Source organism: Methylobacter sp., from assembly GCF_030680395.1.
Classification (GTDB): Bacteria; Pseudomonadota; Gammaproteobacteria; order Methylococcales; family Methylomonadaceae; genus Methylobacter_A.
The window spans coordinates 155,665-175,252 of sequence record NZ_JAUXVR010000009.1; the positions used below are offsets into that span (position 1 = coordinate 155,665).

Below are 19,588 nucleotides of genomic sequence, written 5' to 3' on the forward strand. Positions count from 1 at the left end.
TGCGTTAAAGCGCAATGCCCGTTCGCTTACGACTCCACGAACAGGGAGGCAGAGCAACGCACGAAACAGTCACCGAAAGCGTCTATGTTGTTAACCACTACTCTCTTCGGTCAACGCTTCCAACTCATCCCACCGTTTGTAAACTTGTTCCACTTTTTCATCGATCCGTTTCAGCTCATCCAGGGTCTTGGCAACGACAGCTTGATCTTTTTTGTAGAACTCAGGCGCACTGATTTGCTGATTTAATTCCGCTTGCCTGGCTTCCAGCTCACCGATCAGTTCCGGCAACTTATCCAGTTCCTGCTGCTCTTTAAAGCTTAGTTTTTTTTTCGTTCCGGTACGCGCGGGAGGCTGAGTCGCCGGTTTTTCCTGCTTGGTTACCTTGACATTTTCGGCCTGTTTCGCCTGCTTGACATGGTTCATCCAGTCGGTATAGCCGCCGACAAACTCATCGACTTCACCCGAACCGTCAAGCACAAAGACGCTGGTTACCACATTGTCCAGAAAAGCCCGGTCATGACTCACCAGCAACAAGGTGCCGTCGAAGTCGACCAATTTTTCTTCCAGCAGTTCCAATGTTTCCAAATCCAGGTCATTGGTCGGCTCATCCATGATGATCAGATTGGAAGGCTTGGTAAACAACCTCGCCAGCAACAAGCGGTTTTTCTCGCCGCCCGATAAACTCTTTACCGGAGAACGCGCTCTGGCCGGAGCAAACAGGAAGTCACCCAGATACGACATCACATGCCGTTGATTACCGGCGATTTCGACAAAATCATTACCGTCGGCGACGGTCTCGGCAACGGTCATGTTCGGATCGAGCTGGTCGCGTAACTGGTCGAAGTAGGCTATTTCAAGCTTGGTACCCTGTTCAACCGTGCCGCTGTTTGGCTCCAACTGCTTTAACAGCAATTTTAACAAGGTCGATTTGCCGGCGCCGTTAGGGCCAATCAGGCCGATTTTGTCGCCGCGCTGAATCAACGTGGAAAAATGCTTAACAATCGGCCTGTCCTCATAACCAAAGCTAATATCGTTAACTTCGACTACTTTTTTACCGGAGGCGTCGCCTCTCTCCAGAGACATCTTGCTGGTGCCCTGGGTGTTGCGGCGCTGGGAACGTTCATTACGCAATTTCTCCAGCGCCCTGACCCGGCCTTCATTGCGGGTACGCCTGGCTTTTACGCCCTGCCTGATCCAGACTTCTTCATCGGCCAGCTTCTTGTCAAACTCGGCGTTTTGATTGGCTTCGTCCTCAAGGGCTGCGGCTTTGCGGGTCAGGTAATCATCATAACTGCCCTGCCAGGACACCAGATTACCACGATCCAGATCGATAATCCGGGTTGCCAGTTTTTGCAGAAACGACCGGTCGTGGGTCACAAACAACACTGCACCCTGAAAATTCAGCAGCTGATCTTCCAGCCAGGTAATACTTTCAAAATCCAGATGATTGGTCGGCTCATCGAGCAGTAACACTTCCGGCTCTATCACCAAGGCTCTGGCCAAAGCTACGCGCCGTTTCCAACCGCCTGACAAGCCGCTGATCTTTAATTCGCCGGGCAAATCCAACTTGCTTAAGGTGCTTTCAACCCGTTGCTGAAAATGCCAGCCGTTGTGGGCTTCGAGTTTGTGCTGCAAATCGCCCAGCTCATTCAAGGCCTTGTCATCATCGTAGTCCATGGTTAGCGTCATCGCATGATAACGGGTAATCCACTCGCCCAGCTCGCCCAAACCACCGGCAACGGCATCATAGATGGTCGCATCATCAGGCAAATCAGGCGTTTGCTCCAGCCATGCCAGTTTTAATTCCGGTTGCCGCCAGATGTCGCCGTGATCGGCCTGAATATTCCCGGCAATGATCTTCATCAAGGTTGATTTACCCTCGCCGTTACGGCCTAACAAGCCTACCCGTTCCCCGGCATCCAGCTGAAAGTCGGAGTTTTTCAATAAAGCGTGAGTTCCAAAAGCGATGGAAACGTTGGTCAATCGTAATAAGGGCATTTTAAAGTTCTTTATGTTGTAAATAGCGTCGTAATAAATCCAGTGCCAGTAACGCCGCCTGATTTTGCTTGCGCTTGATAGGACCTGCCACTGAATGGGTGGTTTGATGAAATCCATCTCCAGTCAGCAGCGTATTATATAGAATAATGGACTGGTCTTTATCGTGAAATGTTTTATTGTCTCCGGCATAGAGCTGAACCAGCACAAAATCGGCGGTACCGGTCTTTTGTATTTCGCTGGCGATGGCCTGTGCAGTTGCGATCAAATCATTGGCCTTAACCGTAACCGCGAGTTTTTGGCCTAACCTTTCCAGAGATTGTTCATAGCGCGTTTCCAGCAACCATTGAAAGCCTATGCACTTGGCCGCCAACAAGCCTTGGCTGGCTGTTTCGACTACGGCCAGAGTATGCCTGCCGACAGTCATCAGTTGATCAATCACAGACACCAGATCGCCACTTGCCGACCCGAAACCGTCAATGGCAAAAACATGATCGCCAAGCTCTCCTGCAACTTTAGACACCAACCCGGTCATGGCTGTTTCAGGATAATCATGCGGAAACAGCAATTTGGTTTGTACATCGTCCGGGCTTGCACGAAAACCAAGCTGTACTTGAGCCGGGATTTCAATCGTACCGATACGCTCCTGAATGGCCGATTCGCCTACACCTAGCGTTTTGATAGTGATTAACTTTCCGGGTCGCAATAAAAACCGGCTTGCCAGCGTCGGCCGGATGGTTTCCAAAAACAAATGCCGCATTTCAAAAGGTACGCCGGGTACGAAGGCAAACCAGCAACGCCCGGCTTGCAGTGAAAAGCCCGGCGCAGTGCCCCAGTCATTATCAATACGTTCAGCACCCTTCGGAAACAGCGCCTGTTTGCGGTTTGCCTCGGGCATGTCCCGGTTTCTGAGCGTAAAGAACCGCTTGATCTGCTCAAAAGCAACGGCGTCGAATTCCAGCGACAGACCGAACGCTTTCACGACAGCCTCGGCGGTCAAATCATCGCTGGTAGGTCCCAGTCCGCCAGTGCAAATACAGCAATCTGCACGCACTGAAATTTCCCGCAACAAGGTTGCCAAATCATCAAGCTTGTCGCCCACGGCGGTATGCCGCGTTACGGTAAAACCCATGGTTACGACTTGCTCCGACAGCCAAGCCGCATTGGTATCGACGGTTTGTCCGGTAACGACTTCTTCGCCTTGCGAAAAGATTTCTAGCGTTGGATTCATGTTGGAAAATTCTTCGGTTAAAGGGTAGCTTTAATAAGTTGTAGGATAAAGATTTTAGTTCATCAGCACGTTATGCCAGAACGGCAATGTAATCAGGCTTACTGCCGTTGTTACCGTGACCGCCATCGCGTACAACGAACTATCCAGCCGGTAGCGGTCACAAAAAACAAGGCCCAGCACCATGCACGGCATGGCCAGATCAAGCACTGCCGCCGCCCTGTATTCGCCGTTTATAGGCAAAAACCCGACCATAACCATTGCAAACAACGGCATCAACGCCATTTTAATGATTATAACGAGGATAACATAAGGGATATTACGAACAGTTACCGCCTTCCAACTTAAGGCCAGCCCCAGAGAAAACAGCATCAGCGGTACGACTGCGGCGGATAATCTTTGCAATACGCCAAAAAGCCAATCAGGGGCAGCGAAGCCGTTAACGTTTAGCATAACGGCAATCGCCGCCGCCCAGAATGGCGGCACATTAAAAAATAACCACAATGATCTGGACTTTTCCGCGCTATCTTCTCCATAGTGCCGCGCCACTATAACACCGGCGGTAAACAATAACGGCGTGGCAGCAAACAAATCCATCTGTATGGCCACCGATCTGGCCCAATTACCAAAAGTTTGCTCTAAAACAGGCAAGCCCAGATACGTCACGTTGGGAAATGCTGCCGCCAGTATCATAGCTCCCATGCGTCGGCCTTCAAAGTTGAACAATGCGCCAACCGTCCAGAGGCAAAGCATCGCAAAAACGATACTACCCATCCCCAGCAAGGCATACTGAAACGAATGCAAACCTATATCAGCAGACCATAAGACCTCCAGAACCATGGCCGGCAGCAGCAAATAATAGACTACCGTGGTCAGTACCCGCCGCGTTTGCTCAGCTGACAAGCCCGCCGGTTTTGCAATGCGCCATCCTGCTCCGCACACTATTATCAAGGTCATTTGTATTAATGTTGAGTTCATAATCCCGGACTATTGTGACAATAGTGAATTTTAACATTCACCGTTAAAACAAGTTCCGGTAATATATATCGTCTTATTATTGGGAGCGTTTAAGTGCGTCTACTTTCAAAGTATTGCCGACTCGGTGTTTTTTTATTGATCGCCAGCCCTTTTGCCGTTGCGGAAACCGATGTTATCTCGCCTAAAGATGCTGCAACAATGCGCGTCACGAACAAAGCAGTGATTGTCGATGTGCGTGAAAATGGCGACTGGAATGAACACCATATCCACGGTGCCATTCATATTCCGTTGAGCCAATTAAATGAACGGCTACCGGAACTTGAAGCTTATAAAAACCGTCCGGTCATCACACAATGCCAAGCCGGCCTGCGCTCCGCACAAGCCCAGCTGATATTAAAGGCGGCTGGGTTTTCCAAGGTTTACTTAATGAACGGCGGAATACAGGCTTGGCATCAACAAGGCTTGGTGACTGAATAAGCCGCATTCTCTCAATCGCGAACAATGATGGGCTTCGTACCTCAGCCCATCCTACAGAATCTTTTATTTTTAACTTCTACCTTTAAATATGTCTCAATCATTTATCTCAACCAAGCCCATCCCCGTCCGCGAACGCTTAATTATGGCGCTTGATGTCCCCAGCATCCCAGAAGCCCAGGCTTTAGTGGAAGAACTAGGCGATTCGGTAATATTTTACAAAGTCGGCATGGAATTGTTTATGTCCGGCGATTATTTCGGTTTTATTGAATGGTTAAAACAGCAAAATAAAAAAATCTTTGTCGACCTGAAGTTTTTTGATGTTCCCGCTACTGTGGGCCGGGCCATTAAGGCATTGAGCAGTAAAGGGGTTGATCTTGCCACCATTCACGGCAACGATGCGATTATGGAAGCCGCCGCCAAGGAAAAAGGTGATCTTAAAGTACTGGCCGTAACCGCATTAACCAGTTTGGATCGCGGCGACCTTGATGATTTAGGCTTTGCCTGCGATGTACGCGAGTTGGTTTTATCCCGCGCCAAGCGTGCTTTGCAAATCGGCTGCGACGGCATTGTTTCATCCGGGCTCGAAGTCGCCATGCTGAGAGAAGAGCTCGATCATAAACTGCTCGTCATCACGCCGGGCATCCGGCCTGTTGACAACCGCGAAGAGGACGATCAAAAACGGGTTGTCAGTGTGGAAATGGCTTTTCAAAATGGCGCTGATTATATCGTTGTCGGCAGACCTATACGTGACGCTGAAAACCGTAAAGCGATGGCTGAGAAAATTCAGGGACAAATTCTTTCACAATTTCAATAGATTCCAATCAAAAAAGGACGACCATCCGTTCGCCCTACTCTTTTTTATAATAATGCCTTGCGACTATGGAATTTGATCTCGCCTTTACTACCTCATATCTGGTCGCCTTAACGATGGGATTATTCAGCAGCATGCACTGTATCGGCATGTGCGGTTCCATTATCGGAACCTTGACCTTAAGCCTCAGTCCGGAAATACGGAACCAAAAAAACCGGCTGTTTCCCTTTGTGTTTAATTACAACATTGGTCGCATTACCAGTTACACAATAGCCGGCGCATTAGCGGGCGTTATTGAAGCATTAATCACCCTCCCCATGGATGAAATCAGCGGACATAGACTGCTGCAATTACTGTCCGCAGCCATCATGACGGGTGCGGGGCTCTATATAGCCGGTTGGTTCCCCCGCTTTGCCTATATTGAAAAAATCGGCCTGCGTTTCTGGAAAAAAATAGAGCCTTTTGGCCGTAAATTGATCCCGGTAAAAAACCGCAGCCAAGCTTATCTATTCGGCATGGTTTGGGGATGGTTGCCGTGCGGCTTGGTCTATTCGGCTTTGGCGCTTGCAGCAACCGCAGGTAACATCAGCCAAAGCGCACTGACCATGCTGTTTTTCGGATTGGGAACTTTACCTGCGGTCATGGGAGTCGGTATAATGACCGGCATTCTAACAAGGTTATCCAGAATGCAACGCTTCAAACAGGCTATCGGCCTGTTCATGATCGCACTTGCTCTGTTGGCGGCCCTGCCCTGGCTTAATCCCATGGCGATTACAACACATATGGCACTACATTAAGAGGTATCTATGGATCATTTTAACGCGATCATCGGTCAATCTCCTGCATTGGATTCCTTAATTCGTAGCGCCAGAATTGTTGCCGCTACCGATGTCACTGTATTGCTTAAGGGTGAAACAGGCACCGGCAAGGAAGTACTCGCTACTGCCATTCAGCAAGCCAGTGCTCGTGCCAATAAGGCCTTTATTACCTTGAATTGCGCAGCATTACCTGAAAGCCTGATCGAATCGGAATTGTTCGGCCATAAAAAAGGCTCGTTTACGGGAGCCTCAGCCGATAAGCAAGGGCTTTTACAGGCCGCTGACGGCGGCACCCTGTTTCTTGATGAGATCAATTCCTTACCACTGTCGATTCAGGCAAAATTATTACGCTTTCTTGAATCCGGCGAATGCCTTGCCGTCGGTGAAGTCAAGCCTTACAAAGTCGATGTGCGCGTTATTTCTGCAACTAACGCCGACCTACACAAGCAAATCGAAACCAGCCAATTCAGATCGGATTTGTATTTTCGTTTGAATGTTGTGCCTTTAGAACTACCGCCGTTGGCGCAACGCACAGAAGATATTGAATCGCTGATCAAGCATTTCCTGGCCTTATTTGAAAATGCACATACACTGACCGCGCCCAAATTCAGCAAGCAGGCGTTAAAAACACTGAAAGCCTACCCATGGCCGGGCAATATTCGCGAATTACGTAATCTATGCGAAAGACTCAGCATTTTATTGGCCGGTAGAGTCATCGAACCGGAAAATCTTCCATCTGAATTCACAACCAAGTATACCGGCAATACGCCTGCGACAACGGATTTCACGCTACCTGAAAACGGTCTGCAATTGGATACGCTAGAGGCCAATTTAATACATCAGGCCCTGAACCGCACCAAAGGCAACCGCAGCAAGTCCGCAAAACTACTAGGCATTTCCCGCGATACCTTGCTTTACCGTATGCAAAAACACGGCTTTGCAACGCCGCATTAATCTGAATTATTTAACGCCTTCTTATCCACTGAGCGGTAACATTGTCACTTTTCCCGTGAGCGCGAAATATCGCTAATTGCGCCAATTTGCCAAGCTCATCCTTGCCGCTGGCGGACTGAGCCAATTGTAAAAATTCCGGTTGCTTTACATATTCCCAGAAACCGTCACTGCAAAGCATAAAAGTCTCGCCTTTTTTCATGGCCGGATACAGATTAATCTCCACCTCCTGCGCTTTCAAGATATTGATGCTGCGTGTTAACTGATTTTGCTCCGGATGCAGTGCCATCTCCTGTTCGGTAATTTTTCCTTCATTCACTAATTGTTGCGGGATTGAATGGTCCCGAGTTCGCCACAAAATCTGCTGGGGGTTCATCCTGTATATCCGCGAATCACCGCAATGAGCGGTCAATACTCGCTGCTCATCCATGTAAAGAATTGCGCAGGTAGTATGCGCATCATTACCTGATTTATCGAAAGCAAATAGCCTTTTCATTTCGTTAATAGCCGCCGCCATCCAAATCAAAAAAGTATCGACTGGACTCCGCTGCACCTGTTTACCGTAAGTATCTGCAAACCTGAGCAAGCCCTGACAGAAAAAACGGGAGGCTTTCTCTCCGGCATGATGGCCGCCCAAGTCATCGGCAACGACAAACAACGCATAACTATCATTAACGATATGCGCAATAAAGTCCTGATTGATCTCTCGATCGCCTGTCAAGGTTAACTGATAAAACTCCAGCGCCACGTGTTCGCCTCAGATCAATCGATCTTCAAACGCTCTGCTGTAATCTTGCATCGCCTAAAAGCGCCTACTGTTGGTACGCATGATCTGCTTCAAGTCCTTGACTGTCTGGGCCAGGCCTGAAAATACAGCCTGCGCGATAATCGAATGGCCGATATTAAGCTCGACTATTTGCGGTAACGCACATATGGCTTCAACATTATAAAAATTCAGACCATGCCCGGCATTAACTTGCAGTCCGGCACTGTGGGCATAAACAGCGGCCTTCCTGATGCGCGCCAACTCTTCGGCTTGCTGTTGCGGATTGCCTGCTTCAGCGTAACACCCGGTATGTAATTCAACTACCGACGCACCGGCTTTTATCGCCGCATCGATCTGTATTTCATCAGGGTCGATAAACAGCGAAACCTCCACTCCCGCGCTCGCCAATTTATCACAAGCCCATTGCAAGCGATGCAAGTTGCCGACAACATCCAGACCACCCTCGGTGGTCAATTCTTCCCGTTTCTCCGGCACTAAACAGCAGGCATAAGGCTGTACTTCCACAGCTATACCGACCATCTCATCAGTTACTGCCATTTCCATATTCAGCCGGGTATGAAGCATCTCTTTTAATAAAAAGATGTCTCTATCCTGAATATGGCGACGATCTTCGCGTAAATGCGCAGTAATGCCGTCAGCGCCGGCCTGTTCAGCAACTAATGCGGCCTGAACCGGCTCAGGGTAAAGTGTGCCTCTGGCCTGCCTCAAGGTCGCGACGTGATCGATATTCACGCCTAATAAAATATGTGTTTTATTCATTTTTCACTATGGAGGAGTTTGTAGCCTCGTCCACTCCGTTAGAGATTATCGTGATTGGGGATAGGTAAAACATTACGATCGGGACTGTAAGTCCCGTTCGGCGCTGGCGTGTTTCATGATTTTATTAATTACTGCTCGACTTTTAAGTTGCCTGCCCTGCAAATAAGCGTCAATAACCGTCCTCATCAGTATTTTTGCTTCGCTTAAAACTTGCGGATCGGTCAACTTCCTGGAACTTAGTGCCAATAAAGTTTGACCTGAAAATTGCCCATCCACCGCTTCAACTAGACCCTGACCTACATTGAAGTCATATTTTTTTAAAGGCTCAACAGGCCTTTGATTATCATCATATTCCAACTGTAAGCCATAACCTGTACATTCCATCAGGTTAAGCTCGAATTGTCGCAATGCAGCTTCCACGGCAGATCCATCCGAGAGACAAGATAAACATTCCCCGTAATAGCCAAACACTTCAGGATGAGGGTCGTATTGGTGCAAAAAACAAACAACCAGCTCATTAATATAGAAACCGCAATAAAGCGCAAGCCCTTTTATTTCGCTAATAGGCTGAATCATTTCAACATCGGTCAGCATTTTTAACTCTGCCTTGCCAAAATAGGAAATGAGTAACGGGATAAAGGGTTGCAGCATTCCTGCTGTTTTTGACTTGGTTTTTCTTACACCTTTGGCCAACAGGGAAATTCGACCGAAATCTCGGGTCAACACATCAACAATCAGACTGGTTTCCCGATATTTGCGATGCTGCAGGATAAAGGCGGGTTGCAGATAAACTGCGGATTCAGTCATTAAAACCTAAGCTTTGCAAGGCTCGTTCACTATCCGACCAGCCTTTTTTAACTTTAACCCAAAGCTGTAAATAAACTTTCTGTCCGAGCAGCTTTTCTATATCCAGACGGGCGTCGGTACCGACTTTTTTCAGCATATCGCCGTCCTTGCCGATCACAATGTTCTTTTGAGTCAATCGTTCCACCCAGATAATGGCATATATTTTGGTGATACCGGGTTTTTCTTCGTAACGCTCAATCTCTACTGTAAGCGCATAAGGCAACTCATCGCCTAACCGTCTGGTCAGCTTTTCCCTGACAATTTCAGCGGCTAAAAACCGCTCGGATCGGTCGGTCACCTGGTCCTCGGGATAAATCAAATCCCGTTCAGGCAACAGCGCCATGATCAAACTTTCCAGCTGATCCAGATTCGTCCTTTTTAGCGCGGAAATGGGCACCAAATGCTTGAACGGAAAACGATGCTGGGCGTCGTTAAAGAAAGTCAAAATGGCTTCCTTGTCCGCTACCTTATCAACTTTGTTAACAGCAAGAATAACCGGTAAACCCGCCTGTTCAAGTTTTTTGAAGATCACCTCGTCATACTCATGCCAGGACAAACCATCAATCAACCAGACTATCACATCGACGCCCAGCAAGGTCGTTTCTGCAGTCCGGTTTAAATAGCGATTCAAGGCACGCTTTTCACTGTTATGCATACCCGGTGTATCCATATAAATGGCCTGTCCCGCGTCAGTGGTGTTAATGCCGAGAATTCGATGCCGGGTTGTTTGCGGCTTACGTGAGGTAATGCTGATCTTCTGCTTCAACAAATGATTCATCAATGTTGATTTGCCGACATTGGGGCGCCCGATCAGGGCGACGAAACCACAATTCATTTAGTGTCCTTATTTAATAATTCGAGCATAAGCTCTGCCGCCGACTGCTCGGCTTTTTTTCTGGAATTTCCGGTACCGGTGCAAGACTCCGCGATTAATGATGTCGTACACTTAACTTTGAAAGTCTGTTCATGCGCAAGCCCGGACATGGTTATTAACGTGTAATCCGGCAACTCCATTTTCTTGGATTGCATTAACTCCTGTAATTGAGTTTTAGGATCTTTCTGCCAATTATCCAGAGACAAACTTTTCAGTTTTTCCGCAAACAGCTGCAAGATCCACTGCTGACAAGCATCCATGCCTTGATCGTTATATAACCCACCTATAATAGCTTCCACTGCATCAGACAGAATAGAATCACGACGAAAGCCGCCGCTCTTCAACTCCCCCGAACCCAGTAACAAATAATCGCCGATCTGATGTTTTCTGGCAAGCTCCGCCAGCGAACCCTGGTTGACCAAGCTCGCTCTTAACCGACTTAAAACGCCTTCACAGGCACCGGGGAATAACTCATATAACTTCTGGGCGATAACAAAGCCCAAAATTGAATCACCCAAAAACTCCAAGCGTTCATTGTTGTTCGAACTTGCGCTTCGATGCGTTAAAGCCGTGGTAAAAAGCTGAGGATTATTAAACGTCAAACCCAACTTTTTACACAACTCTTCAGGCTTTTTTATCACTCCTGACCAGCCTCGATAGTATCATGGAACTCGGCTAATGCACTCAGGTTACCGACCAGTTTCACGACAGTCTCATATTCAATGTCCACTTTCACATAATTGCCATGTTTGACAACTTTAATATCATCTTGTTTGACATCGTAAACATAATTGATATTAAAGCGCTTGTTTAAGCTGTCCCTGATTTCAAATTCGCCTTTTGTTGCAAGATCAGGGGTTGCTTTTAACGCTTCCAACGCACTCTTTACTTTGCCGTGATCCAGATAAATCGGAACTATCTTAAGTGTCAACAAGACAAAAAACCCGATGAGCCCCAGAATAAAAACAAGCGAAATCAAGGTTAAACCTCGCTGACGGTTAGGCGATAAATTCATTTTTTTCTCCAGATGATTTATTAAAAGAAATAAGTATAGTCAGTTTATTTCAACACGGTGCCAATACGATCAAGGCCTACACCTTCATTTTGCCAATCCCAACTCATCCAGATAAAAAAAGCTTTTCCAACCAGATTTTCTTCAGGAACCGTACCCCAGTAACGACTATCGTTACTGTTATCACGGTTATCGCCCATCACAAAATAGCTCCCTTTCGGCACCACATAAACGCCTTCGGCAGAAGCCGCGCCATTTCTGATCAGAATACTGTGCTCAACGCCTGTCAAATCTTCTAACAAATGCTCATTCCCGGTCATATCCTCGCCTTGACCTACGCCCTGATAGCGCCCCAAAGAAACTTGATTGACAGGAACGCCATTAATATGCAGCTTTTTATCATAATAAGCGACTCGGTCGCCCGGCAAACCAACCACTCGCTTGATATAATCAACAGTCGGGTCTTTAGGATAACGAAAAACGACAATATCCCCGCGCATGGGGTCATCCAACTCAATGACTTTTTTATTGATAACCGGCAACCGTATTCCGTAGGCAAATTTATTGACCAGAATAAAATCGCCTATCAGCAAAGTCGGCATCATGGATGCGGAAGGTATGCGAAAAGGCTCGGCTATGAATGAACGCAGCAATAACACAATCAGCACAACCGGAAAAAAAGAACGCGCATACTCTACCAGCCAAGGTTCGTTTTCTTCATCGAAAACCTCCCCTCTTGATTTGAGCACCAGCAAATATCCGCCCCAAATTACACCGGTAACCAGCGTAGCGACGACAAGAAAAAAGGAAAAATCGTAATCCATGTTTATATATTTCAGATAAAAGGTTTAAGGCTAAAGGAGAAGGGCAAATGGCTACGGGCGATGTAATTGAAGTTTGGTTTTTCGCCTTTTGCCGTTCGCCTGATCTTCATTCTTTGTTTAGCTGCAAAACTGCCAGGAACGCTTCTTGAGGAATCTCAATATTACCGACCTGCTTCATTCGTTTTTTACCGGCTTTTTGTTTTTCCAGCAATTTTTTCTTACGGCTAATATCGCCGCCGTAACATTTGGCAATTACATTTTTCCGCATCGCTTTAACGGTGGATCGGGCAATAACCTTGGAACCGATGGCTGCCTGGATCGCAACCTCATACATTTGCCGCGGAATCAGGTCTTTCATCTTTTCAACCAGGTCCCGTCCACGATTATGACTCAGGTCGCGATGTACGATGATAGACAGGGCATCGACCTTTTCAGCATTGATCAATACATCCAGCTTGACCAACTCGGCCGGCTGGAAACGCAAAAACTCGTAGTCAAATGAAGCAAAGCCTCGACTCACCGACTTTAAACGGTCGAAGAAATCCAGCACCACTTCACTCAAAGGCATTTCATAATGTAGCGACACCTGTCTGCCGACATATTGCATGTCTTTCTGCACACCGCGCTTTTCTATACACAATGTGATGACGCCGCCCAGATAAGCTTGGGGAACCAGAATATTCGCCCGAATAATAGGTTCCCTGATTTCCTTGATGGTGCCCATATCCGGCAGTTTGGCCGGGTTATCGATCATCAGAACCTGATCGTTATGGGTAATGACTTCATAGATAACGGTAGGTGCTGTGGTAATCAGGTCAACATCGTATTCCCTTTCCAATCGCTCCTGCACGATCTCCATGTGTAGCATACCGAGAAAACCGCAGCGAAAACCGAAGCCTAAAGCCTGCGACGTTTCCGGCTCAAAGTGCAACGAAGCATCATTGAGATTCAACTTGTTCAGCGCCTCGCGCAAATCTTCGTAATGATCCGAACTGACCGGATACAACCCGGCAAAAACGCGCGGCTGCACCTTCTGGAATCCGGTAAGCTGTTCAGCAGCCGGATTATCGGTCCAGGTAATGGTATCGCCGACCGGCGCACCAAAAATATCTTTGATACCGGCCACGACATAGCCGACTTCGCCGGTATTTAAAATTTCTTTTTCCAGCCGTTTGGGAGTAAAAACACCGACTTTTTCGGCGATAAACGACTTGCCGGTGGACATGATAGTGATCTTTTGCTTTCTGCGTATGCTGCCATGCATGATCCTGACCAGCGACACCACGCCCAGATAACTGTCAAACCAGGAATCGATAATCAACGCCTGTAACGGACCTGCAGTGTTACCTTCAGGCGGCGGAACTTTAAGCACCAGTTGTTCCAGCACATCCTCAACGCCCAAACCGGTTTTAGCGCTGATCATCAGCGCCTCGTCGGCAGGAATGCCGATCACCTCTTCGATTTCAGCCTGCACCCGCTCAGGCTCGGCAGAAGGCAAATCGATTTTGTTCAGCACCGGCACCACTTCCAGTCCCTGCTCTATCGCCGTATAGCAGTTGGCAACGCTTTGCGCCTCGACACCCTGAGCTGCATCGACAACCAGCAGCGCGCCTTCGCAAGCCGCTAAAGACCTGGAAACCTCATAAGAAAAATCCACATGCCCAGGGGTATCGATGAAATTAAGCTGATAAGTCTCGCCATCTTTTGCCTTAAAATCCAGCGTGACGCTCTGGGCTTTAATAGTGATGCCGCGTTCTTTCTCAATATCCATCGAATCAAGTACTTGCGCGGACATTTCCCTGGCGCTTAAACCGCCGCAGATTTGAATAAAACGATCCGCAAGCGTCGATTTACCATGATCGATATGCGCGATAATGGAAAAATTTCTTATATGTTTTAAATCCACTTATATTTCAACTTGTTATGATAGTGTTAATGCATTGTGCCAAACATTGCCAATATACTAAGTATAAATAGAGACGCTCCGTGCAAGCTTCTGCCCCTGACCTAAACCCGCATAGGCAACACCTCTATGATGCTTGCCGTTATCGTATTTGCACACCTTATTAGATAAATATTGTAACAGATTTAGGCCTGCTCAAAGCCTACTTTCATCATCACTCTTAAGGGGATTTGTCCTGATGCCTGCTGTATTTAACGCAGGTATAGACTTACTACGATGAAATTAATTTCTTGTTAAATCTCACAACGCCTAGTATTTGCACCTATGTTTTTTCTCATTTTTTCTCATTAGAATGATTTTAAGGTGATTGGTTTCAACATGATACTCAAAGGGTAATATTTAGACATAACAAGATACTAAGGAATTTACATGTGTGGAATTAATGGTATCGCAGCTCTCTCGGTACAGACCAAAGTTAGTGAGCAGGATGTCCGCAGCATGCTGCCCCCCCTGTACCACCGAGGCCCGGATGGTGGCGGTGTCTACCTTGATCCCGGCCAGCGCGTTGGATTGGGCCACACTCGCCTCAGCATCATCGACCTTGCCGGAGGCGCTCAGCCAATGCACAATGAAGATAAAACGGTATGGGTCACATTCAACGGCGAGATATTCAATTACGTCGAGTTACGCAAGACCTTGCTCAAAGAGGGACATCGCTTTCATACCCACAGCGATACCGAGGTCATCGTTCATGCCTACGAGCAGTATGGCGACGATTTTGCGCAACACCTGAACGGCCAATTTGCCATCGCTCTTTGGGATGACAGCCGCCAACGCTTACTGTTAGTGCGCGATCGAGTCGGTATTTTACCGCTTTTCTATACAAGCCAAGGCGATCGACTGCTGTTCGCCTCAGAAATCAAGGCCTTATTACCTCAGTTATCGGAAGCGCCGCGTATATCCCCGACCGCACTGGACCAAATATTCACTTTCTGGGCGGCACGCAGCCCTAATACCCTGTTTGAAGACATCTTCGAAGTATCGCCCGGACACATGCTGGTGTTGGAAAACGGCCGTTTGCGCGAGTCAATTTATTGGGACTGGCACTTTCCCGAACAAGGCGACTATCACCAAGGTTCGGACAGCGATCTGGCCGAGCAGTTGTACGCTATCTTAGCCGATGCAACGTCCATTCGTTTACGCGCCGATGTACCGGTCGGCGCCTATCTCTCAGGGGGACTCGATTCCTCCGCACTGGTCGCCCTGATCCGTCGCCACTCAAACGCACCGCTCAGAACTTTCTCTATTGGCTTCGAAGAACAGTCGCTTGACGAATCGGTTTTCCAAAAGCAGATGATCGAACATCTTGGCGTTGAAAACAACCGAATATTCTGCCAAAACCGCGATATTGCCGAAAACTTTCCCGCCACTATTTTTCACGCCGAAACAGCTATTCTCCGCACTGCCCCCACGCCTATGCGGGAGCTGTCCGGCTTGGTGCGCGCTTCGGGTTACAAGGTAGTTCTCACCGGCGAAGGTGCCGATGAAGTATTGGGCGGCTATGACCTATTCAAGGAAGCCAAGATCCGCCAGTTCTGGGCTCGCCACCCTCAGTCCGAATGGCGGCCTCTACTGCTTAAAGCCCTGTATCCCTACCTGGAAACCTCCGGCGCCCAGGCTAAAACTTACTTGCACAATTACTACAGCATCGGTTTGGACAAGCCTGATCAGCCGGGGTTCAGTCATCTTACACGATGGTTCACCACGTCCCAATGCAAGATTTTTTTCTCGCAGGAACTTAACGCCAGGTTGAGCGAAAATGCTGTCGACCGGCTAACCGAGCAATTACCGGCAGCGTTCAACCACTGGCATTCGTTCAACCGCGCACAATATCTGGAAGCTAAAACGCTGATGGGCGATTATTTATTATGTTCTCAGGGAGACCGTATGCTGATGGCCAATTCAGTGGAGGGGCGTTTCCCCTTTTTGGACCATCGTGTCATTGAGTTTGCCAATCGCATGAATCCACGACTGAAGATGCGTGCGCTCAACGAGAAATATCTATTTAAGCGAGCCATGAAAGACCAGTTACCCCGACAGATTCTTGAGCGTCACAAACAGCCGTATCGTGCTCCGGACATACCTGGCTTCTTCTCTGCTCATCCTCCAGCCTATGTGGATGATTTGCTAAGTGAAGAAAAGCTCAAGCGCTACGGTTATTTCGACGCTCAAAAAGTCGGTTTTTTGCTGAAAAAGGCGAGACGGGGTAATTCGATTGCCTACAAAGACAATATGGCGTTAGTTGGCGTTCTTTCCACTCAATTATGCCATTATTTTTTTATCGAACAATTTTCTCAAACTGCTCGCGAAACGGGTGCATCTTACCCTTCTTTAACCTCACAATAGGCTATAGCCATGAATATGAAAAAAATTATTCGGCAATACATTATGGAAAATCTCCTCTTCACCGAAGATGAATCAGTTTTACAGGATAGCGATTCCTTTCTTGACGGAGGCATTATAGATTCTACCGGCGTTATGGAGATCATACTTTTCATCGAAGAAACCTTTGGGATCAAAATAAACGACAGCGAAATGCTTCCGGCCAATCTTGATTCCGTAGATAAGCTGGCTGATTTTATTCAGCGTAAACAAGCCCAAGCGGTTGCTGCCTGAAAAATGACGATCGTTACATCCCGACTCTTACAAGATACATTACTCACTACAGTCGCGCACTATCCTGATCATACAGCCTTGATCGTCGATGATGTGAGAATGAGCTACAGCGAGGTGGCTGATTACGCCTGTCGACTAGCCCATGCTTTGCGCGCGAGCGGGATACGTCGTGGTGACCGTGTGGCGATTTTCATGGACAACACTTGGCAATGCGCTTCGTCAATCTATGGCGTGTTGTTGGCCGGTGGAGTTTTTGTCGTCGTCAATGTCCAAACCAAGCACGATAAGCTGGCATTCATCCTGCGTGATTCGGATACCCGGGTATTGCTTAGCGAGCCACATCTCGTACGAGTATTCGGCCCGGTAGCGGAGCAGCTGCCGACGCTACGGGTATTGTGTACATCTGCATCCAAAGCATTGCCGACCGGCATTGAAAGTCTGGACGCTGCATTGGCCGATATGCCGACCACGCCGCCGCCACAGTCAGCTATTACGCTGGATTTGGCGGCACTGATCTACACTTCGGGCACAACCGGCTTCCCCAAAGGGGTGATGCACACTCACCAGTCGCTATTGTTTGTGTTGGACAGTATCAATGAATATCTGGGTTTTTCCCAAAATGACCGGTTATTTTCTGCGTTACCGCTCAATTTCGGTTATGGCCTTTTCCAATGGTTATCCGCTGTACGCGCAGGAGCAACTCTAGTGCTGGCGCGCTCGTTTACTTATCCCATGCAGGTATTCAATCGCATGAACAACGAAACTGTAACCAGTTTCGCCGGCGTACCTACCATATTCGCCATGATGTTAGCGCAGGATGCCAAGCAACCGTTACATTTTCCCAGTGTGCGGATACTTACCAATGCTGCAGCGGTGCTGCCTGTGGAATTTATCCCCGGTATCCGGCGGATGTTTCCTCAGGCCGGTTTATACAAAATGTACGGGCAAACCGAGTGTATCCGTAGCGCTTACCTGAATCCCGCCCTGGCCGATATCAAACCGGAATCGGTGGGATGCGCCATACCCGGCACCGAACTATTGTTGCTGGATGAAGACGGACAACCGGTGGCGCCGACCGAGATTGGTAACTTATACGTACGCGGCCCGCATCTGATGCAGGGGTATTGGAAGCAACCGGAAAAAACCGCCGAGGTGTTGGTGCCCGGCCTGCTGCCCGGCGAGTTTCTGTTAAAAAGCGGCGATCTATTCCGGCGGGATGCCGATGGCGATTTCTATTTCGTCGCACGTAGCGACGAAATCATTAAAAGCCGCGGGGAAAAAGTCAGTCCTACCGAAGTTGAAAATGCAATCTACAGCCTTTCTTCTGTACAAGAAGTAGTGGTGGCCGGTATCCCTGATCCCATACTGGGTGAGGCGGTATGCGCCTTTGTGACTATCCGCGACGGCGAAAACCTGAGCATACAACAAATTAAGCATATCTGTAACGAGCGGCTGGAAAACTACATGGTACCTAAACACATCGTGTTGTTGCCCGAATTGCCACACACAGCCAACGGCAAGTTGTCTCGCAAACTGGTTCTGGAACAGTGCGTCACACTACTTGCCACATTAGAATAATTCATTATTGAGGAATTTACCGTGTCTAAAAATATTCATGCTGCGTTGAAAAGCGTACCTATAAATCTTACTGCCTCGCTCAAACTGGACGAGACTGCTGAAATCGCTAAAATTGCCGAGCGCCTGCGTGAGCTGTTACGCAGCCACTTACACCGTCGTGGACTGATCGTTGCTATTTCGGGAGGCATAGACAGCGCGGTGTGTGCCGCATTGGCCGTGCGCGCGGTCGGATGCGAGCGTGTGTTTGGCCTGCTATTGCCTGAGCGCGATTCCGCCTCCGAAAGCTCTATCCGCGGCCGTATGGTGGCAGAACAACTCGGCATCGCCTACGAGGAATTCGATATCGCCCCCGTATTGGACGCTCTGGGCTGCTACCACTGGCGTGACGAGGCCATCCGTGCCGTTTTCCCGAGCTACACTAGCGAATGGAAAAACAAAATCGTTATCTCCGGTGGACAGGCAGGAACTTTCAACTATTTCAAACTGGTGGTGCAATCGCCGGATGGGCGACTATTCGAGGAGAGACTGGATGCGAAGCATTACCTGCAAATCGTCGCCGCCACCAATTTCAAACAACGGGTGCGCAAAACGCTTGAATACTTTCATGCAGACCGTTTGCATTATGCAGTCGTCGGCACGCCCAATCGTCTGGAATACGATCAAGGTTTTTTTGTAAAAAACGGCGATGGCTCGGCCGATGTAAAACCCATCGCGCATTTATATAAGACACAGGTTTACGCTCTGGCACGCTATCTGGAGCTTCCGGAAGATATCTGCAACGCTCAGCCCACCACCGACACCTACAGCATGACGCAAGGGCAGGACGAATTCTATTTTGCACTACCTTACGACAAGATGGACATTGCTTTGCTGGCTTACAACAACAGTAAACCATCCTCTCAATTAGCTGAGGAACTAGGTATTGGTCTTGATCAAGCGGAATTTATTTACCGTGACATCCAAGCCAAGCGTAAAGCTACTGCGCCGCTACATTGGCCGGGGATTCCAATGGAGACAGTGGCCGGTCCGATGACTAAACCGCCGGTGCTTGGCTAAAAACTAGCGATTGAA

19 protein-coding genes are annotated in these 19,588 nt (G+C 48.3%); 8 read left to right on the forward strand and 11 right to left on the reverse strand.

The annotated features are described in order from the left end of the window. Positions 1 to 90: 90 nt before the first annotated feature. Genes Q8L79_RS05695 through Q8L79_RS05705 form a run of 3 tightly spaced genes read right to left on the reverse strand, consistent with a single transcriptional unit; the run spans position 91 to position 4,201 of the window. Positions 91 to 1,998: an ATP-binding cassette domain-containing protein gene (locus Q8L79_RS05695; protein ID WP_305268818.1), complete on the reverse strand. Its 1,908-nt coding sequence runs from the start codon at positions 1,996 to 1,998 to the stop codon at positions 91 to 93. Position 1,999: 1 nt separating this feature from the next. After that, entirely contained in the window at positions 2,000 to 3,226 is a 1,227-nt protein-coding gene (locus Q8L79_RS05700; protein ID WP_305268820.1) for a competence/damage-inducible protein A, read from the reverse strand. 54 nt (positions 3,227 to 3,280) lie between these two features. Then, on the reverse strand, positions 3,281 to 4,201 hold the full coding sequence (locus Q8L79_RS05705; protein ID WP_305268822.1) for an AEC family transporter: 921 nt from the start codon (positions 4,199 to 4,201) through the stop codon (positions 3,281 to 3,283). A gap of 93 nt (positions 4,202 to 4,294) precedes the next feature. On the opposite strand from Q8L79_RS05705, the gene Q8L79_RS05710 reads away from it, so the two are divergent. From Q8L79_RS05710 to Q8L79_RS05725, 4 genes are all read left to right on the forward strand, one after another. Further along, a complete protein-coding gene (locus Q8L79_RS05710) occupies positions 4,295 to 4,678 on the forward strand; it encodes a rhodanese-like domain-containing protein (protein ID WP_305268824.1) in 384 nt (127 codons plus the stop codon). A gap of 88 nt (positions 4,679 to 4,766) precedes the next feature. Further along, positions 4,767 to 5,492, forward strand: a complete 726-nt coding sequence (pyrF, locus tag Q8L79_RS05715; protein WP_305268826.1) for an orotidine-5'-phosphate decarboxylase — start codon at positions 4,767 to 4,769, stop codon at positions 5,490 to 5,492. A 65-nt stretch (positions 5,493 to 5,557) separates the two neighbouring features. Beyond that, positions 5,558 to 6,286 (forward strand): sulfite exporter TauE/SafE family protein, encoded by a 729-nt coding sequence (locus Q8L79_RS05720; RefSeq protein WP_305268828.1) that lies wholly within the window; start codon positions 5,558 to 5,560, stop codon positions 6,284 to 6,286. Between the two features lie 9 nt (positions 6,287 to 6,295). Next, on the forward strand, positions 6,296 to 7,261 hold the full coding sequence (locus Q8L79_RS05725; RefSeq protein WP_305268830.1) for a sigma-54-dependent Fis family transcriptional regulator: 966 nt from the start codon (positions 6,296 to 6,298) through the stop codon (positions 7,259 to 7,261). A gap of 10 nt (positions 7,262 to 7,271) precedes the next feature. Here the strand turns inward: Q8L79_RS05725 and Q8L79_RS05730 are convergent, their stop codons facing one another. The 8 genes from Q8L79_RS05730 to lepA form a co-directional block, all read right to left on the reverse strand. Then, entirely contained in the window at positions 7,272 to 8,006 is a 735-nt protein-coding gene (locus Q8L79_RS05730; protein ID WP_305268832.1) for a PP2C family serine/threonine-protein phosphatase, read from the reverse strand. 54 nt (positions 8,007 to 8,060) lie between these two features. Next, complete coding sequence (gene pdxJ / locus Q8L79_RS05735; RefSeq protein WP_305268835.1) at positions 8,061 to 8,804, reverse strand: pyridoxine 5'-phosphate synthase; 744 nt, start codon at positions 8,802 to 8,804, stop codon at positions 8,061 to 8,063. Between the two features lie 72 nt (positions 8,805 to 8,876). Next, a complete protein-coding gene (recO, locus tag Q8L79_RS05740) occupies positions 8,877 to 9,611 on the reverse strand; it encodes a DNA repair protein RecO (RefSeq protein WP_305268838.1) in 735 nt (244 codons plus the stop codon). Then, positions 9,604 to 10,485, reverse strand: coding sequence for a GTPase Era (gene era, locus Q8L79_RS05745; protein WP_305268841.1), 882 nt, complete (start codon positions 10,483 to 10,485; stop codon positions 9,604 to 9,606). Before era ends, recO begins: the two co-directional genes overlap by 8 nt. Continuing rightward, positions 10,482 to 11,165 (reverse strand): ribonuclease III, encoded by a 684-nt coding sequence (gene rnc / locus Q8L79_RS05750; protein WP_305268843.1) that lies wholly within the window; start codon positions 11,163 to 11,165, stop codon positions 10,482 to 10,484. The genes era and rnc overlap by 4 nt, the downstream gene beginning before the upstream one ends. Then, on the reverse strand, positions 11,162 to 11,539 hold the full coding sequence (locus Q8L79_RS05755; protein WP_305268846.1) for a DUF4845 domain-containing protein: 378 nt from the start codon (positions 11,537 to 11,539) through the stop codon (positions 11,162 to 11,164). The genes rnc and Q8L79_RS05755 overlap by 4 nt, the downstream gene beginning before the upstream one ends. Positions 11,540 to 11,583: 44 nt before the next feature. Then, positions 11,584 to 12,360 carry a signal peptidase I gene (lepB, locus tag Q8L79_RS05760; RefSeq protein WP_305268848.1) on the reverse strand — a complete coding sequence of 259 codons (777 nt, stop codon included), beginning with the start codon at positions 12,358 to 12,360 and terminating at the stop codon, positions 11,584 to 11,586. A 106-nt stretch (positions 12,361 to 12,466) separates the two neighbouring features. Next, positions 12,467 to 14,266, reverse strand: a complete 1,800-nt coding sequence (gene lepA, locus Q8L79_RS05765) for a translation elongation factor 4 (RefSeq protein ID WP_305268851.1) — start codon at positions 14,264 to 14,266, stop codon at positions 12,467 to 12,469. A gap of 426 nt (positions 14,267 to 14,692) precedes the next feature. Here lepA and asnB point away from each other — a divergent pair, with 426 nt between their 5' ends. Genes asnB through nadE form a run of 4 tightly spaced genes read left to right on the forward strand, consistent with a single transcriptional unit; the run spans position 14,693 to position 19,573 of the window. Next, on the forward strand, positions 14,693 to 16,669 hold the full coding sequence (gene asnB / locus Q8L79_RS05770) for an asparagine synthase (glutamine-hydrolyzing) (protein WP_305268854.1): 1,977 nt from the start codon (positions 14,693 to 14,695) through the stop codon (positions 16,667 to 16,669). A gap of 9 nt (positions 16,670 to 16,678) precedes the next feature. Then, positions 16,679 to 16,939, forward strand: coding sequence for an acyl carrier protein (locus Q8L79_RS05775; RefSeq protein ID WP_305268857.1), 261 nt, complete (start codon positions 16,679 to 16,681; stop codon positions 16,937 to 16,939). A gap of 3 nt (positions 16,940 to 16,942) precedes the next feature. Next, complete coding sequence (locus tag Q8L79_RS05780; RefSeq protein ID WP_305268859.1) at positions 16,943 to 18,517, forward strand: class I adenylate-forming enzyme family protein; 1,575 nt, start codon at positions 16,943 to 16,945, stop codon at positions 18,515 to 18,517. A 21-nt stretch (positions 18,518 to 18,538) separates the two neighbouring features. Then, positions 18,539 to 19,573 carry an NAD(+) synthase gene (gene nadE / locus Q8L79_RS05785; protein WP_305268861.1) on the forward strand — a complete coding sequence of 345 codons (1,035 nt, stop codon included), beginning with the start codon at positions 18,539 to 18,541 and terminating at the stop codon, positions 19,571 to 19,573. The last annotated feature ends 15 nt before the right edge of the window (positions 19,574 to 19,588 follow it).

What these genes read in the sequence shown, in the direction of transcription:
- Q8L79_RS05695 (WP_305268818.1), bottom strand. Translation starts at nt 1,998, where the DNA reads ATGCCCTTATTACGATTGACCAACGTTTCCATCGCTTTTGGAACTCAC.
- Q8L79_RS05700 (WP_305268820.1), bottom strand. Translation starts at nt 3,226, where the DNA reads ATGAATCCAACGCTAGAAATCTTTTCGCAAGGCGAAGAAGTCGTTACC.
- era (WP_305268841.1), bottom strand. Translation starts at nt 10,485, where the DNA reads ATGAATTGTGGTTTCGTCGCCCTGATCGGGCGCCCCAATGTCGGCAAA.
- Q8L79_RS05775 (WP_305268857.1), top strand. Translation starts at nt 16,679, where the DNA reads ATGAATATGAAAAAAATTATTCGGCAATACATTATGGAAAATCTCCTC.
- lepB (WP_305268848.1), bottom strand. Translation starts at nt 12,360, where the DNA reads ATGGATTACGATTTTTCCTTTTTTCTTGTCGTCGCTACGCTGGTTACC.
- Q8L79_RS05725 (WP_305268830.1), top strand. Translation starts at nt 6,296, where the DNA reads ATGGATCATTTTAACGCGATCATCGGTCAATCTCCTGCATTGGATTCC.
- pyrF (WP_305268826.1), top strand. Translation starts at nt 4,767, where the DNA reads ATGTCTCAATCATTTATCTCAACCAAGCCCATCCCCGTCCGCGAACGC.
- Q8L79_RS05780 (WP_305268859.1), top strand. Translation starts at nt 16,943, where the DNA reads ATGACGATCGTTACATCCCGACTCTTACAAGATACATTACTCACTACA.
- Q8L79_RS05755 (WP_305268846.1), bottom strand. Translation starts at nt 11,539, where the DNA reads ATGAATTTATCGCCTAACCGTCAGCGAGGTTTAACCTTGATTTCGCTT.
- Q8L79_RS05705 (WP_305268822.1), bottom strand. Translation starts at nt 4,201, where the DNA reads ATGAACTCAACATTAATACAAATGACCTTGATAATAGTGTGCGGAGCA.
- asnB (WP_305268854.1), top strand. Translation starts at nt 14,693, where the DNA reads ATGTGTGGAATTAATGGTATCGCAGCTCTCTCGGTACAGACCAAAGTT.
- pdxJ (WP_305268835.1), bottom strand. Translation starts at nt 8,804, where the DNA reads ATGAATAAAACACATATTTTATTAGGCGTGAATATCGATCACGTCGCG.
- recO (WP_305268838.1), bottom strand. Translation starts at nt 9,611, where the DNA reads ATGACTGAATCCGCAGTTTATCTGCAACCCGCCTTTATCCTGCAGCAT.
- Q8L79_RS05720 (WP_305268828.1), top strand. Translation starts at nt 5,558, where the DNA reads ATGGAATTTGATCTCGCCTTTACTACCTCATATCTGGTCGCCTTAACG.